Source organism: Pseudoduganella sp. R-43 (genome assembly GCF_049913255.1).
GTDB lineage: Bacteria > Pseudomonadota > Gammaproteobacteria > Burkholderiales > Burkholderiaceae_D > Rugamonas.
This window is the reverse complement of record NZ_CP183988.1, coordinates 5,231,106-5,245,009: the sequence shown is the minus strand read 5'-3', so window position 1 is coordinate 5,245,009 and position 13,904 is coordinate 5,231,106. Positions and strand designations below refer to the sequence as shown.

The following is a 13,904-nucleotide window of genomic DNA, read 5'->3' as shown; positions in this document are numbered from 1 at the left end:
ACGTGGCGGATTGCCAGACCTGACCCCGACTTTTATTTAGTACGGGACGCCGAAGATGGCGCTGAAGCGGGCTTTCTGCTCCACTGTCGCGGCCGGGTCGCGCAGCAGGTAGGTTTCCAGCATGCCGAATTGCTCAAGGCGCAGGCCGATCTCCTTGAATAGCGGGCTCAGATCCGGCGCCTTGCTGGTGGCGACGATGTTGTTCAGCAGCGGGTCGAGGTCGACGCCGCTGATCGCCTTGCCGATGCGGACAATATCGGCCTGGTCGTATTGCTTGCCCTTGTGCCCGAACTCCTTGTACATCTCGTTCAGCAGCGTGTCGAGGCTGACCTTGCCCTTGCTGGCCTTGCGCAGTTCGACGTCCATCGCCAGGCCGGCGATCGTGCCGCCGCCGTAGACCAGCAGCCAGTTGCGGTGCTTGTCCTTCACCGCTTCGCGTACGGTGACGGTCAAGCCTTGCACGTTGCGCGCGACGTTCTGGCCGCGTGCGAGATTTTCCAGCTGCTGGATCAGCATGCTGCGGTCCATCAGCTTGTTGCGCGCCATGGTGATCACGGTGACGTAGTCGTTCACCCCTTCCTTGAACCATTCCTCGCTTTCGTTCTTCGGCACCAGCGAGTGGCCATCCCAGAAATGGGCCAGTTCGTGCGCCATTACCTTGCCCCAGATCGGACGGGCGACTTCGCTGCCGTCGTCTTTCAGGTATTGGCTGAAGGAGCCGGCAAACGCACCGCCGTCGCCGCTATCGCCCTGGTTGATCACGATCAGGAAGCGGTCGGCGACCGGTCCGCGGCCATACAGCTTCTGGTAGCTGTTCATCTGCTTGTCGATCATGGAGATGAAGGCGTCGCGACGCTTCCAGTACTGCTTGCCCATCACCAGCGTCATTTCAACACCGCCCGCCTTGAAGGTTTCCGCGTGAGCCGTGCCGAAGAAGAAGGCGTTGTTCACCAGTTCACGCCGCGACTCGACCAAAAAGGTGCCCGGCTTGCCGGTGCTGCGCCAAGGCGTATTGGCTTTCCATCCTATCGGCAGGTCGAATGTGACTTCGGTTTGCCCGAGCATTTTCTCGCCGGGGACGATGAACAAGGGATAGCCGACCGACATCAAGCCTTCGTCGGTGTGATAGGATACTTCTTCGTTCCCGCCCGGCCATTGGTATTTGTCGTGCTCCAGCCGGATGTCGTAAGACAGGCGCAGGCGGCGGTCGCCGTCCACGTCGTATTCGCCTTCGCCCTTGTCTTTCAGGACGACGGCATTGCCGGCCATGTCGTGCACTTGCAGTTTTTCGATCAGGTCGGCTTGGCCGTTTTTGAGCTGCGGTATCGGCATGCAGTTGAACAGCGCGAGGTCGCGGCCCTCGACCCAGACGTCGGCTTCGACGTGGGCGCGTTTGGCATCCTTGTCGATGCTGAGGCGGTAGTGGTTGGCCTGGTTGTCGAAGGCGAACGCGGATTGCGCCGCCAGCATCGCAGCTGCGATGCAGAAAGGCTTGAACATCAAATCTCCCCGGTTGTGGTGTGCTTTTTGTGACTGTAAGTGAGCGCAGCCACCCGGGGAGCGTGGCTGCGACGAAATGCAGGATTGGCTAGACAGGCTGCAGGTTTAGCGTAGCGCTTTTTCCACAACGGCCTTCATGGCAGGCATGGCGCAGCGCAGCGCTGCGTGGCCACAGTCGGTGTCAAGCACGGTGGCTTCTTCCTTGCGCAGCTTGGAGAAGGCGATTGCCGGCCCAGGGTTGACCAAGTGGTCTTGGGCTGCATTGATCGGGACCAGTCGCGCCTTGATGCGCGGCGCCGCGTCTTCCAGCTTGCCGCCCTGGGCGATATCGTGGCCCAGTACAGCGCGGATCTGCCAGAGGGAATTGTTGGCGTCAGTGCCGTCAGGATCGGAGGCCTGGCTCTCGCGGAAGAATTTTTCAAAGTCCTTCGGCGCGGTGCGTGCGCTGCGATGCGCCGGGCTGTCGAAGTTCATGGCGAACAGCAGGTTATACATTGGCAGCGGCGGGTTCTGGGCATAGCGGCCGCCTGCGTAGGCTGGCTCGTCAAGTACCGACTTTTCAACGATGCGCAGGAACAGCATGTCGGACGATGTCAGTCGCGGTGTGCCCGCGATGGGAATGGCTACGTCCATGAAGCCCGGGTAGCTGGCGGCCCATTGGAAGGCCTGCATGCCGCCCATCGAGTAGCCCATGACGGCGTGAAGGTGCTTGATGCCCAGTTTTTCGGTCAGGAGCTTGTGCTGGCTGGCGACCATGTCGCGTACCGAGAACTGCGGAAAGGAGGGGCCTGGTTGGGTCTTGCTGTTTGAAGGGGAGCAGGATACGCCATTGCCCAGTGCATCGACCACGATCACGTACCATGGCGCCGGATCGAACAGGGCGCCGCTTTGCAGCATCCCTGCCGCATCGCGGCTGGTGCCGGTGTGCCAGGTCGTGAACAGGATGACGTTTGATTTGTCAGCGTTGAGGGTGCCGAAAGTACGGTAGCCGATCGAGCAATCGTTGATGGTGGCTTTGTTTTCAAGCTGCAGGTCGCCCATGTTGGCGAACTGCTGTTGCGGGGCGGCGGCGTATGCGGTGGAAATGGACAGCGCCAAGGCGCACAGGATCGAGCTGATACGGCGGACGTGCATGTGATCTCCTCTCCTTTTTTCGATGCAAGAAGGATAACTCGAGCGGCCCTTGTCATGGAACCCGAGTGCGACAGAATGCAGAAATGGAGACGCAGGCTGGCTTAAAACGGCATGCTGGCCAGCGGAGGGGCAGGGATTGCGCCAGCCGGGCCAGCGCGGGAGAAAGGCCCAGGGCGCACGTCGCACCCCGAGCGCAGGACGGTCTTAGTGCCAGGTTCGCATCAGGCCAACGGCCAGGCCTTCCAGGGCGAAGTCGTCTTCTTCGGTCACTGTGATCACCTTGAAGTCCGGATTTTCCGGCAGCAGTTCGATCTTGCTGCCGGTTTTGCGGTAGGTCTTGACGGTGACATCGTTGCCGATGCGAGCCACCACGACCTGGCCATTGCGGGCGCTGTCGGTCTTTTTCACGGCCAGCAGGTCGCCGTCCATGATGCCGATGTCGCGCATCGATTCACCGCGCACCTTCAGCAGGAAGTCCGGCTTGGCCGAGAACAGCTTGGGGTCGACGCTGTAGGTGGTCTCCAGGTTTTCCTGGGCCAGGATGGGCGAGCCGGCGGCGACGCGGCCGATCAGCGGCAGGGAAACCAGCATGCCGGCCGGGACGGCTGGCATGTCGTCGAATTCGACATTGGCACGAGCGGCCGGGCGCGGCGCTGCTGCACCGGTCGCCGGGCCGCCGAAGTTGCCGGTCAGGCGAATGCCGCGCGAGGTGCCGGCGGTAATTTCGATGGCGCCCTTGCGTTGCAGGGCTTTCAAGTGTTCTTCTGCAGCATTGGCGGACTTGAAGCCAAGCTCCGCCGCGATTTCGGCGCGGGTAGGCGGGAAGCCGGTGCTGTCGATCGCATCCTTGATCAGGTTGAGGATCTGTTCTTGTCGTGCTGTGAGCTTGATCATGGCGCTATGGTGAACTGTGGATATAGACAGTCTGTATTTTTGTACAGTATGAAAGGAATTGCAAGCAAATTTGTTGCAATGACAGAAAATATTCGGCTTAATAATGTTTCGACAACCATTGGAGGGCAGGATGGGACGGTTTGCTTTCTTGCTGGCGGCGGGGATTTCCTTGTTCGGTGCCGTGATTCATTTCGCGGCGCCTTGGCTGGGGCCGGAGTGGTATGCCTTCCTGCAGGCGCCGCCCAAGGTCGTTGCATCAGCCCGCGCCGGGACGTGGTTCGCGCCGGCTGGCGCGGTAGTCATAGGGGCCTTGATGTTGATCTGCTCCTTGTATGCGCTGGCTGGCGCAGGGCGCTTGCGCTGGTTGCCATTTGCGCAAATGGCGCAGGGCACGATTGCTGCGATTTGCCTGCTGCGCGGGCTGCTGGTGGTGCCTTACTTGTACAAATTCCCCGATCGTGTGTGGACGTTTGATGTGGTCGCCTCCCTGGTCTGGCTGGCGGCCGGGCTCGGGTTCCTCGCCGGGATCTTGCAATCGTCTGAGGCGACGCAGCCTGCCATGGCGGCGAGGGGCGAAGCCTCAGGCGATTAAGCCGCAGGCAAGCAGCGCGTCATCCAGGGTTCTTACCCGGAGCAATGCAAGGGCGCAGCTTCCAGGCGGCGTCGACTGGTCCATGCCCCGGCATGCCAGCCCAGCGGGCAGGGGGCTTTGCGCGCCATCAGTAAACCTTGAGCCGGCCGGCAAAGTCTGCTATGCTTGCGGGCTTACCTCTTCCCACACCCGTCTTGACGCCGGGGTGGGCTATATTCACAGTCCTTAAGGGAGTTATTAATGCGTCACTACGAAATCGTATTTATCGTCCACCCGGACCAAAGCGAGCAAGTGCCCGCGATGATCGAACGTTACAAGACCAGCGTGACCTCGCGCGGCGGTAACGTGCACCGTGTTGAAGATTGGGGCCGCCGTCAAATGGCGTACTCGATCCAGAAACTGGCCAAGGCACACTACATCTGCCTGAACATCGAATGCGACAACGAGACCCTGGTTGAGCTGGAAACCGCATTCAAATTCAATGATGCCGTGCTGCGTCACCTGACCGTCAAGATGAAGAAAGCGGAAACCGCTCCTTCCCCGATGATGAAGTCGGTCCAGCGTGAAGACGCGGCCAAGAGCCATCGCGCCGAAGCCCCAGCAGCTCCTGCAGCGGCCTAATTCCTGACAGGAGACGGTCTGTACAACCAGCTCCGGGTTACCGCCCTGATCGCCGAACGGGATGAGATTCGATACACCCCGGCCGGCCTGCCGATTGTGAATGCAAGCTTGCAGCACAGTTCGCAGCAGACAGAGGCAGGCATTGCCCGACTGACCGAGTTTGAAGTCCCTGCCGTTGCGGCAGGTGAGTTGTCAAAACGATTCAGTCAGGCGCCCCTTGGAGGCTTGTACGAGTTCACCGGTTTCCTGGCCAAGAAGAACCGCAATAGCAGAACCCTGGTGTTTCACATCATTGATTTTCGTGCTGTCTAAACAGCGCAATTTTTAAATACAGGAGCCTAAAATGGCATTCGGTAAAAAGTTCGACAAAAACAAGCTCAAGCTGAAAGAAAAGCGCAAGCAACAAAACCCACTGTTCAAGCGCAAGAAGTTCTGCCGCTTCACCGCCGCTGGCGTTGAGCAAGTGGACTACAAAGACGTAGACACCCTGAAAGATTTCATCCAGGAAAACGGCAAGATCATGCCAGCACGCCTGACCGGCACCAAGGCGCACTACCAGCGCCAAGTTGACACCGCGATCAAGCGCGCCCGCTACCTGGCCCTGCTGCCATACACCGATCTGCACCACGCTTAATTAGCGATCAGATCAGAGATCCTGGAGAATTAATATGCAAATCATCCTGCTGGAAAAAGTTGTTAACGTCGGCAACCTGGGCGACGTGGTGAAAGTGAAAGACGGCTACGCCCGTAACTTCCTGATCCCTCAGAAACTGGCACGCCGCGCTACCGCTGCTGCTGTTGCTGAATTCGAAGCCAAGCGCGCCGAACTGGAAAAAGCTGCTGCCGCCAAGCTGGCTGCTGCCCAAGCCCAAGGCGAGAAGCTGAACGGCATGACCGTGACCGTGTCGCAGAAAGCCGGCGTTGACGGCCGCCTGTTCGGTTCCGTGACCAACTTCGACATCGCTGAAGCCCTGACCAAAGCTGGCTTCGCAGTGGAAAAGTCCGCTGTGCGCCTGCCAACCGGTCCTCTGAAAACCACCGGCGAGTTCCCAGTGGCTGTTGCCCTGCACACCGACGTGGTCGCAGAAGTGACCGTGGCTGTTGTTGGCGAAGCTGCTTAATCAGCGTCGTAAATACAGCAAGAAAGCCGGGTTCGCCCGGCTTTTTTTATTTTCAGGGATTATTACGGCGTTGCCGAAGCAGGTATAATGCGCGCCATGAACGCCGCACCCCAGTCCGACCCACAAGTCGATTCCCTCCGCATCCCGCCGCACTCGATCGAGGCAGAGCAATCTGTCATCGGTGGTTTGTTGCGTGACAACGCGGCGTGGGACCGTATTGCGGACTTCATGAATGCGGAAGACTTCTACCGCTACGACCACCGCATCATCTTCGAGCAGATGATTCGCCTGATTAACTCGGGCAAGCCGGCCGACGTGGTGACCGTGTTCGAGGCCCTCAGCATGCTGGGCAAGGCGGAAGAGGTGGGCGGCATGGCCTACCTGAACGCCATGGCGCAGAACACCCCTTCGGCCGCCAATATCCGCCGCTATGCGGAAATCGTGCGTGACCGCGGCGTGCTGCGCAAGCTGATTACCGTGGCCGACGAAGTGTCGGGCAACGCCTTCAGCCCGCAGGGCAAGGACGTGAAGCAGATCCTGGACGAGGCGGAAGCAAAGATTTTCGCCATCGCCGAAGCCGGTTCGCGCGGCGCCGCCGGTTGGCTGCCGGTGCAGCCGCTGCTGACCCAGGTGGTGGAGCGTATCGACGAACTGTATTCGCGCGACTCCAGCTCCGAAATCACCGGCGTGCCGACCGGCTGGACCGACCTGGATAAAATGACTTCCGGCCTGCAGCCTGGCGACATGGTGGTTGTTGCTGGCAGGCCATCAATGGGCAAGACCGCATTTTCCATGAACATCGCCGAAAACGTGGCGGTGGAGGCGGGCCTGCCGGTCGCCGTGTTCTCGATGGAGATGGGCGGCGTGCAGCTGGCCATGCGTATGCTTGGCTCGGTCGGCCTGCTGGACCAGCACCGCCTGCGTACCGGCAAACTGATCGACGAGGATTGGCCGCGCCTGACGCACGCCATCCAGAAAATGAATGAAGCCCAGGTCTACATCGACGAGACCCCGGCACTGAACCCGATCGAGATGCGCGCCCGTGCGCGTCGCCTGGCCCGCCAATGCGGCAAGCTGGGCCTGATCGTGGTCGACTACCTGCAACTGATGCAGGGCAGCCAGCCGGGCGACAACCGCTCGGCCGAGATCTCCGAGATCTCGCGTTCCCTGAAGGGACTGGCCAAAGAGCTGCATTGCCCCGTCATTGCGCTATCCCAGCTGAACCGCTCGCTGGAACAACGTCCCAATAAACGTCCCGTTATGTCCGACCTGCGCGAATCCGGCGCTATCGAGCAGGACGCGGACGTGATCATTTTCCTGTATCGCGACGAAGTCTATAACCCGGACTCGCCGGATAAAGGTACCGCCGAGATCATTATCGGCAAGCAGCGTAACGGTCCAATCGGTGCGGTGCGCCTGACCTGGATCGGTGCGTACACCAAGTTTGGCAATTACACCGGTAACCTGTCGATCTACCAAGGCGACTGATTACCAGGCGGGCCACGCTGGGTGGCCATGCTGCAGTATCTACGAATCAACCAACGGAGAACAAAAATGTTTGGACGCTTGATGCCCTCGGAGGGCAAATTCTTTGACATGTTTAACCAGCATGCCGAACTTTGCGTGAAGGGCGCCAAAGAGATGCTGGGCCTGATGGCCAATTTCGACGACCTGGAAAACCGTGTCCACGCCATCGAAAGCATCGAAAAGCAGGCTGACAAGATCACCTACCAGGCGGTGGACCTGCTGCACAAAACTTTCATCACCCCGCTGGACCGCGACGACATCCACAAGCTGATCACCAAGATGGACGACATCCTGGACCTGATGGAAGACGCCGCCCAGACCGTGTCGCTGTACGACCTGCACTCCGTCACCCCGGAAGCCAAGCGCCTGGCCGAACTGGTCCTGGCCTGCACCGAAAAGGTGAAGGATGCCGTGGCCCTGCTGTCGAACATGGACAATGCGTCCCGGATCGTCGGCATCTGCGAAGAGATCGACCGCCTGGAATCGGACGCCGACCACGTGATGCGCGCTGCCATGTCCAAGCTGTTCCGCGACGAACCGGACGTGCGCAACCTGATCAAGATGAAGGCTATCTACGAGATCCTGGAAACCGTCACCGACCGCTGCGAAGATGTTGCCAACATCATCGAAGGCATCATCGTCGAAAACGCATAATTAAAAAGATCATTTCATGAGCAACCTCGAAATTAGCATCTGGGCGCTGGGGGCACTGGTCTTCCTCGCACTGGTGTTCGACTTCATGAACGGCTTCCACGACGCCGCGAATGCGATCGCCACGGTGGTGTCCACCGGCGTGCTGAAACCGCAGACCGCCGTGATGATGGCTGCCTTTTTCAACTTCATCGCGATATTCGTGGTCGGCCTGAAAGTGGCGACCACCATCGGCAAGGGAACCATCGAACCCTCGGTGATCGACCATTACGTCATCTTCGGCGCGCTGATAGGGGCGATCGTCTGGAACGTGATCACCTGGTACTACGGCATTCCATCCTCGTCCTCGCACGCCCTGATCGGCGGCCTGGTGGGCGCAGCGGTGGCCAAGTCCGGTACCGGCGCGCTGATCTCCGGCGGCTTGATCAAGACCGTGGTGTTCATCGTCGTGGCGCCGCTGCTGGGCTTCGTGCTTGGTTCGCTGATCATGCTGATCGTGTCGTGGGTCTTTGTGAAATCGACCCCGCGCAAAGTTGACGGCTGGTTCCGCCGGCTGCAGCTGCTGTCCGCGGCCGGCTACTCGCTGGGCCACGGCGGCAACGACGCGCAGAAGACCATGGGCATCATCTGGATGCTGCTGATCGCTTCCGGCCATGTGGCTGCCGGCGACGCGGCGCCGCCGGTGTGGGTCATCGTGGCCTGCTACGGCGCGATCTCGTTCGGCACGCTGTTCGGCGGCTGGCGTATCGTCAAGACCATGGGCCAGAAGATCACCAAGCTGAAACCGGTGGGCGGCTTCTGCGCCGAAACCGGCGGTGCGATCACCCTGCTGATGGCGTCCTTCTGGGGCGTTCCCGTCTCCACCACCCACACCATCACCGGCGCGATCGTCGGCGTGGGTTCGGCGCAGAAGATGTCGGCCGTGCGCTGGGGCGTGGCAGGAAATATCGTGTGGGCCTGGATCTTTACCATTCCTGCTTCCGCCTTCGTGGCGGCGGTGGCATGGTGGGTCGGCAAGCACATCATGTAATTCCCGAAGGGGCGCTGCGGCGCCCTTTTATTTTGCTCACAAATTCTCAAAATTGGGATATATTCTCAATTATGGGAAATTCATTCGAAGACCGCCTGGTGCGGCGCCTGGCCGGCTTGCGCGAAGAGCGCATGCTGTCGCTGGAGGAACTGGCTGCGCAGAGCGGCATCAGCCGCGCTACCTTGTCGCGCCTGGAGCGCGGCGAAACCAGCCCGACGGCGGAAATGCTGGGCAAGCTGTGCGCTGTTTACGGCATGCCGATGTCGCGCCTGATCGCGGAAGTGGAGCAGGCGCCGGTGCAGTTGATCCGCCGCGCCGAGCAGGCCGAGTGGCACGATCCGGCCACCGGATTCGTGCGCCGCATGGTGTCGCCGCCGGCGCGCGGCTTCCGGGCGGAGATGATCGAAGGACGGCTGCCGCCCGGCGCCGTGATCGAATACGCGCAGCCGCCGGTGAATGGCCTGGAGCAGCATATGTGGATGCTGTCGGGGGTGCTGGACTACACCATCGACGGCAGCCTGCACCGGCTGCAGCCGGGCGATTGCCTGCGCTTCCACCTGCATGGTGCGACGCGTTTTTCCTGTCCCGGGCCGGACCAGGCCCATTACCTGATTGCGATATGCGAACCATAGAACAACTGGATGGCGCCGGAGTGCTGGCGCACGCCGATCAATTGGCGGAAGTGCTGCGTGCCTGCGTGCTGGCCGGCGCCAGCGTAGGATTCGAACTGCCATGCCCGCGCGAGGAGGCGCGGGCGTTCTGGCTTGGCCTGCATGACGCCGTGGGGCGCGGCGAGCGCCGGCTGTTCATCGTGCGCGGCGCGGACGGGCGGATCGACGGTACGCTGCAACTGGTGCTGGCCGCCATGCCGAACAGCCGCCACCGCGCAGAACTGTCCAAGATGCTGGTGCACCCGCGCGCCCGCCGCCAAGGCGTGGCGCAGGCGTTGGTGCGTCACGCGGAGGCGACAGCGCGTGCCCTGGGCCGCACGCTGATCGTGCTCGACACCTGCAGCGGTGAACCGGCGGAAGGCATGTACCTGAAGCTTGGCTATGAGCGCTGCGGCGAGATCCCGCAATTCGCTACCATGCCGGACGGGCGCCTTGGCGCGACGACTTTCATGTACAAGCTGCTGCCGGGCGAGGCGGATGCGCTGGTGTTGACAGCGAAACTGGATGGCACGCTGCAGGCGATCACCGGCGACCGCGGCCGCACGCTTTAGGCCGGGTCGTGGCAGACCACGCACAGCTTGTTGCCGTGCGGGTCGCGGAAGTAGGCGCCGTAATAGTCGGGATGGTAGTGCGGTCGCAGGCCGGGCGGCCCTTCGCAGCTGCCGCCATGGGCCAGCGCCGCGGCGTAGGCGGCGTCGACGACCGCTCGCGATGGCGCCGCCAGGGCCACCATCTGGCCGTTGCCGGCGCCTGCCGCTTGGCCGTCGAACGGGCGGCCGACCAGGAATAGCGGACGGCCGCCTTCTGCCGGCTGCCAGCCGGCCCAGGGCCGCGTATCGTCGCGGAAGCGCAGCTTGTGGCCCAAGGCCGCCATCACGGCGCCATGGAAGCGGAAGGCTGCCTCGAAATCGGCGGCACCCAGGAAGATGTGGGAGATCATTTGATGCACACCTGGCGCACGGCCTTGATATCGGTAATACCCAGCAGGACCTTTTCGATCCCGTCCATTTTCAAAGTCAGCATGCCGTCTTCCAGCGCGGCCGCCAGCAACTGCGCGACGCGCGCATGCTCCTGCAGCAGCTTTTTCACGCGGTCGGTGCCGATCATCAATTCGTGCAGGCCGACGCGGCCGCGGTAGCCCTTGTTGCACTGTTCGCAGCCGACCGGCCGGTATAGCGTGAAGCGGCCTTCGGCGTCGGCATAGCGCTCGCGCCAGCCTGCCACTACCTGCTGGCGCGCGGCCAGCGCGTCACGCTGGAACGCGGAAGTGTTCTGCAGTTCTTCGCAGTATTCAGACAGCAGCAGGTCGAGTTCCGCTTCGCCCGGCTGGTAAGCCTCCTTGCAATTGCCGCACAAGCGCTTGGCCAGGCGCTGCGCCAGGATGCCGAGCAGCGCATCGGCGAAATTGAACGGGTCCATGCCCATGTCGAGCAGGCGCACCACCGATTCCGGCGCGCTGTTGGTGTGCAGGGTGGAGAACACCAGGTGGCCGGTCAGCGAAGCTTCGATGCCCATGCTGACGGTTTCCTTGTCGCGCATCTCGCCGACCATAATGATGTCCGGGTCGGCGCGCAGGAAGGCGCGCATCACGGTGGAAAATTCCAGGCCGGCCTTGCGGTTGACCTGCACCTGGCGCAAGCCTTTCTGCGTGATCTCCACCGGGTCTTCCGCGGTCCAGATCTTGGTTTCGGGCGTGTTCAGGTAGTTCAGCACCGAGTGCAGGGTGGTGGTCTTGCCGGAACCGGTCGGGCCGCATACGAAGAACAGGCCGTAGGGCTTTTCCACCGTGGCGCGCAGGCGGTCCAGGTTGGCCGGCAGCACGCCCAGCTTGTCGAGCGGGATCGGCTCGCCCGCCGCCAAGATACGCATCACCACGTCTTCGACGCCGCCGGCCGAAGGGATGGTGGCCACCCGCAATTCGATGTCGAGCGGGCCGTATTTCTTGAATTTGATCTTGCCATCCTGCGGCTTGCGGCGCTCGGAAATATCGAGGTCGCACATGATCTTGATGCGCGCCACCATGGCGGCCCGGTAGGAGGCTGGGATTTCGATGTAGGGCACCAGCACCCCGTCCTTGCGGAAGCGGATGCCGGTCTTGCCCTTGCCCGGCAGCGGTTCGATATGGATGTCCGACACGCCCTGGCGGTGCGCGTCGACGATGATCTTGTTGAGCAGCTTGACCAGCTCGTTCTCGACCGCTTCCGATACCTCCTGCGGCGCCTCGACGTCGCTGTCGCCATCCTCGCCCATGCCGGACAGCAGTTCGCCCACGCTGGTGGCATCGCCGGTGCCGAAGAACTGCCCCAGGGTCTGGGCGAATTCGGCGCGCGTGGTGACGCGGTAGTTGACGTGCACGCGCGGGAACACTTGGTTGACGATGTGCGACTGCATCACGCGGTCTGGGTCGATGGTCAGCACCAGCAGGCCGTCGCGGTTCTCCTCCAGCGGCAGCCAGCCCGACTCCTCGAGGTATTGCAGCGGAAGCTTTTTCAGCAAGTCGACCGGCCGCACGCGGTCGGGCCGCGCCGGCTCGTACGGGATGGTGTAGTACTTGGACAGTGCCGCGCCGAGGACTGCGGGCTTGACGTGGAAGTCCTGCACCAGCACCGCTTCCACATCGGCTTCCTTCTCGCGCGCGGTGCGCAGGGCTTGCTCCAGTTCCTGCGCCGACAGCACGCTGTCGGCCACCAGCGCATCGTAGCGGGTGCGCGGCAGCGGGGCCGGTTTCAGGCGCTGGCTGAAGGCCACGGCCAGGGTGTCGCCCAATTGGCGCACGCCTTCCAGCGCGATGGAGGAGAAGGGCTGGCCGTTGCGCGTATTGATGAACTGGACCACGCCCAGCAGGCGGTCATGGGCCATCGCCACCAGCGGCGCCACCAGCATCTGGCGCGTGCGGTAGCCGGTGCGCTGGTCGACGCCCTGCTGGAAGTGCAATTCGGGCGAAATGCGGCGCAATTCGTCGGCGTCATAGACGTCGCGGATGTTCAGCGTCTGGCGCGTCATGGCGACGTAGCCGGCAATGCTGGAAGCGTTGATGGCCAGCTTGAGGTCGCGGAAGCTGGTCATGCCGGTCTTCACCTTGGAGACGATATAGTTCTTCTCGTCGTTCATCGCATACAGGGTGAAGCGGTCGCATTCGAACAGGTCGCAGAACTCCATGCCCAGGTCGAGCATGATTTCGTCCAGGTTGCTGGTGGCGTGGATCTTGGTGGTGACGGCTTGCAGCTTGCGGAAGAAGGCCAGGCGGCGTTCGGTTTCGGCGCTGGAACTGGTATCAGGCAGTTGGTCGGTTTCGCTCATGCTTGCGGGCTCAAAGGTTGACTTCCAGTCCCTCGTAGGCGAGGAACACTTGCAGGCCGTCCAGTTGCCCGGCGTGGCGCGCCATGGCGTCGGCGAAAACGGCTTCCAACTCGTCGTCGCTGCGGGTCGGTTCGTGGTGGGTGCAGTACAGGCGGCGCACGCCGCAGCGCAGGGCCAGCGCCAGGGCGCTGTCGAAAGTGCCGTGGCCCCAGCCTACTTTGGACGGATATTCCTCGCGCGTGTAGGAGCAGTCGGCAATCAGCGCATCGACGCCCTGCACCATGGCATCGATGGCGGCTACGTGTTCGGCGCTGCCGGGCGGCTCGTGGTCGCCGGTGAAGAACAGCGACTTGCCGTTGCACTCGATGCGGTAGCCAAGGTCCGTCACCGGGTGGTTCATCAGCGCGTGGCGCACGCGGGCATCGCCTACCTCGACCGCATCGCCCGGCTCCAGCGTGCGGTACTCGATGGTTGCGCCCATCTGCGCTTCGCCGACCGGGAAGTAGCTGTACTGCAGCTGGACCCCCATCACGTGCTCGATGCCCTTGCCGCTGGCCGGGTCGCCGGCGCCGTGCAGGCGCACCCGGCTGTCTTTCAGGAACAAGGGAGAGAAGAAGGGCAGTCCGTGGATGTGGTCCCAGTGGCTATGGCTGATGAACAGGTTGGCTTCGATCGGGCGCCTGGCATCGGCCAGCAGGGATTGCGCCAGCGGAAACAGGCCGGTGCCGGCGTCCAGCACGATCAGGGTGCCGTCGTCGCTGCGTACTTCAATGCAAGTGGTGTTGCCGCCGTAGCGCACCGTACGAGGCCCGGGCGCCGGGATGGAGCCGCGCACGCCCCAGAACTTGAATTTCATCACGGGT

At 62.2% G+C, this 13,904-nt stretch carries 16 protein-coding genes; 10 read left to right on the top strand and 6 right to left on the bottom strand.

Annotated features, from left to right (window positions below; translation table 11 throughout):
* Positions 1-36: 36 nt before the first annotated feature.
* The 3 genes from ACN9M3_RS23870 to lexA form a co-directional block, all read right to left on the bottom strand.
* Positions 37-1,500 (bottom strand): hypothetical protein, encoded by a 1,464-nt coding sequence (locus ACN9M3_RS23870; protein WP_426318819.1) that lies wholly within the window; start codon positions 1,498-1,500, stop codon positions 37-39.
* A gap of 105 nt (positions 1,501-1,605) precedes the next feature.
* Positions 1,606-2,634: an alpha/beta fold hydrolase gene (locus ACN9M3_RS23865; RefSeq protein WP_426318818.1), complete on the bottom strand. Its 1,029-nt coding sequence runs from the start codon at positions 2,632-2,634 to the stop codon at positions 1,606-1,608.
* Between the two features lie 204 nt (positions 2,635-2,838).
* The gene (gene lexA, locus ACN9M3_RS23860; RefSeq protein WP_426163381.1) at positions 2,839-3,528 is read right to left on the bottom strand and encodes a transcriptional repressor LexA; all 690 of its coding nucleotides are present in this window, start codon (positions 3,526-3,528) and stop codon (positions 2,839-2,841) included.
* Positions 3,529-3,658: 130 nt separating this feature from the next.
* Here lexA and ACN9M3_RS23855 point away from each other — a divergent pair, with 130 nt between their 5' ends.
* The 10 genes from ACN9M3_RS23855 (at position 3,659) to ACN9M3_RS23810 (ending at position 10,292) form a co-directional block, all read left to right on the top strand.
* Complete coding sequence (locus ACN9M3_RS23855; RefSeq protein WP_426163379.1) at positions 3,659-4,120, top strand: hypothetical protein; 462 nt, start codon at positions 3,659-3,661, stop codon at positions 4,118-4,120.
* Between the two features lie 240 nt (positions 4,121-4,360).
* The gene (gene rpsF, locus ACN9M3_RS23850) at positions 4,361-4,741 is read left to right on the top strand and encodes a 30S ribosomal protein S6 (protein WP_090438998.1); all 381 of its coding nucleotides are present in this window, start codon (positions 4,361-4,363) and stop codon (positions 4,739-4,741) included.
* A gap of 18 nt (positions 4,742-4,759) precedes the next feature.
* Positions 4,760-5,053 carry a primosomal replication protein N gene (gene priB / locus ACN9M3_RS23845; RefSeq protein WP_028104934.1) on the top strand — a complete coding sequence of 98 codons (294 nt, stop codon included), beginning with the start codon at positions 4,760-4,762 and terminating at the stop codon, positions 5,051-5,053.
* 31 nt (positions 5,054-5,084) lie between these two features.
* Positions 5,085-5,375: a 30S ribosomal protein S18 gene (gene rpsR, locus ACN9M3_RS23840; RefSeq protein ID WP_057259638.1), complete on the top strand. Its 291-nt coding sequence runs from the start codon at positions 5,085-5,087 to the stop codon at positions 5,373-5,375.
* Between the two features lie 34 nt (positions 5,376-5,409).
* Positions 5,410-5,862 (top strand): 50S ribosomal protein L9, encoded by a 453-nt coding sequence (gene rplI / locus ACN9M3_RS23835; RefSeq protein WP_055931250.1) that lies wholly within the window; start codon positions 5,410-5,412, stop codon positions 5,860-5,862.
* Between the two features lie 96 nt (positions 5,863-5,958).
* Positions 5,959-7,350 carry a replicative DNA helicase gene (locus tag ACN9M3_RS23830; RefSeq protein ID WP_130312785.1) on the top strand — a complete coding sequence of 464 codons (1,392 nt, stop codon included), beginning with the start codon at positions 5,959-5,961 and terminating at the stop codon, positions 7,348-7,350.
* Positions 7,351-7,416: 66 nt separating this feature from the next.
* Positions 7,417-8,043, top strand: a complete 627-nt coding sequence (locus ACN9M3_RS23825) for a DUF47 domain-containing protein (protein WP_426163373.1) — start codon at positions 7,417-7,419, stop codon at positions 8,041-8,043.
* Between the two features lie 16 nt (positions 8,044-8,059).
* Entirely contained in the window at positions 8,060-9,070 is a 1,011-nt protein-coding gene (locus ACN9M3_RS23820) for an anion permease (protein ID WP_426163371.1), read from the top strand.
* Between the two features lie 71 nt (positions 9,071-9,141).
* Positions 9,142-9,702, top strand: a complete 561-nt coding sequence (locus tag ACN9M3_RS23815; RefSeq protein WP_426163369.1) for a helix-turn-helix domain-containing protein — start codon at positions 9,142-9,144, stop codon at positions 9,700-9,702.
* The gene (locus ACN9M3_RS23810; RefSeq protein WP_426318817.1) at positions 9,690-10,292 is read left to right on the top strand and encodes a GNAT family N-acetyltransferase; all 603 of its coding nucleotides are present in this window, start codon (positions 9,690-9,692) and stop codon (positions 10,290-10,292) included. Before ACN9M3_RS23815 ends, ACN9M3_RS23810 begins: the two co-directional genes overlap by 13 nt.
* Here ACN9M3_RS23810 and ACN9M3_RS23805 read toward each other — a convergent pair.
* The 3 genes from ACN9M3_RS23805 to ACN9M3_RS23795 are packed head-to-tail and all read right to left on the bottom strand — an operon-like array spanning position 10,289 to position 13,897.
* Positions 10,289-10,681, bottom strand: a complete 393-nt coding sequence (locus ACN9M3_RS23805; protein ID WP_426318816.1) for a VOC family protein — start codon at positions 10,679-10,681, stop codon at positions 10,289-10,291. The genes ACN9M3_RS23810 and ACN9M3_RS23805 overlap by 4 nt on opposite strands.
* Positions 10,678-13,041, bottom strand: a complete 2,364-nt coding sequence (locus ACN9M3_RS23800; RefSeq protein WP_426318815.1) for a GspE/PulE family protein — start codon at positions 13,039-13,041, stop codon at positions 10,678-10,680. The genes ACN9M3_RS23805 and ACN9M3_RS23800 overlap by 4 nt, the downstream gene beginning before the upstream one ends.
* Before the next feature lie 10 nt (positions 13,042-13,051).
* Positions 13,052-13,897: an MBL fold metallo-hydrolase gene (locus ACN9M3_RS23795; protein WP_426163360.1), complete on the bottom strand. Its 846-nt coding sequence runs from the start codon at positions 13,895-13,897 to the stop codon at positions 13,052-13,054.
* Positions 13,898-13,904 lie beyond the last annotated feature (7 nt).

Excerpts from the sequence above, each read along its gene's own strand:
- ACN9M3_RS23810 (WP_426318817.1), top strand. The coding sequence starts at position 9,690 with ATGCGAACCATAGAACAACTGGATGGCGCCGGAGTGCTGGCGCACGCC.
- lexA (WP_426163381.1), bottom strand. The coding sequence starts at position 3,528 with ATGATCAAGCTCACAGCACGACAAGAACAGATCCTCAACCTGATCAAG.
- ACN9M3_RS23855 (WP_426163379.1), top strand. The coding sequence starts at position 3,659 with ATGGGACGGTTTGCTTTCTTGCTGGCGGCGGGGATTTCCTTGTTCGGT.
- ACN9M3_RS23820 (WP_426163371.1), top strand. The coding sequence starts at position 8,060 with ATGAGCAACCTCGAAATTAGCATCTGGGCGCTGGGGGCACTGGTCTTC.
- ACN9M3_RS23830 (WP_130312785.1), top strand. The coding sequence starts at position 5,959 with ATGAACGCCGCACCCCAGTCCGACCCACAAGTCGATTCCCTCCGCATC.
- ACN9M3_RS23800 (WP_426318815.1), bottom strand. The coding sequence starts at position 13,041 with ATGAGCGAAACCGACCAACTGCCTGATACCAGTTCCAGCGCCGAAACC.
- ACN9M3_RS23870 (WP_426318819.1), bottom strand. The coding sequence starts at position 1,500 with ATGTTCAAGCCTTTCTGCATCGCAGCTGCGATGCTGGCGGCGCAATCC.
- ACN9M3_RS23825 (WP_426163373.1), top strand. The coding sequence starts at position 7,417 with ATGTTTGGACGCTTGATGCCCTCGGAGGGCAAATTCTTTGACATGTTT.
- rplI (WP_055931250.1), top strand. The coding sequence starts at position 5,410 with ATGCAAATCATCCTGCTGGAAAAAGTTGTTAACGTCGGCAACCTGGGC.
- ACN9M3_RS23815 (WP_426163369.1), top strand. The coding sequence starts at position 9,142 with ATGGGAAATTCATTCGAAGACCGCCTGGTGCGGCGCCTGGCCGGCTTG.
- rpsR (WP_057259638.1), top strand. The coding sequence starts at position 5,085 with ATGGCATTCGGTAAAAAGTTCGACAAAAACAAGCTCAAGCTGAAAGAA.
- rpsF (WP_090438998.1), top strand. The coding sequence starts at position 4,361 with ATGCGTCACTACGAAATCGTATTTATCGTCCACCCGGACCAAAGCGAG.
- ACN9M3_RS23805 (WP_426318816.1), bottom strand. The coding sequence starts at position 10,681 with ATGATCTCCCACATCTTCCTGGGTGCCGCCGATTTCGAGGCAGCCTTC.
- ACN9M3_RS23795 (WP_426163360.1), bottom strand. The coding sequence starts at position 13,897 with ATGAAATTCAAGTTCTGGGGCGTGCGCGGCTCCATCCCGGCGCCCGGG.
- ACN9M3_RS23865 (WP_426318818.1), bottom strand. The coding sequence starts at position 2,634 with ATGCACGTCCGCCGTATCAGCTCGATCCTGTGCGCCTTGGCGCTGTCC.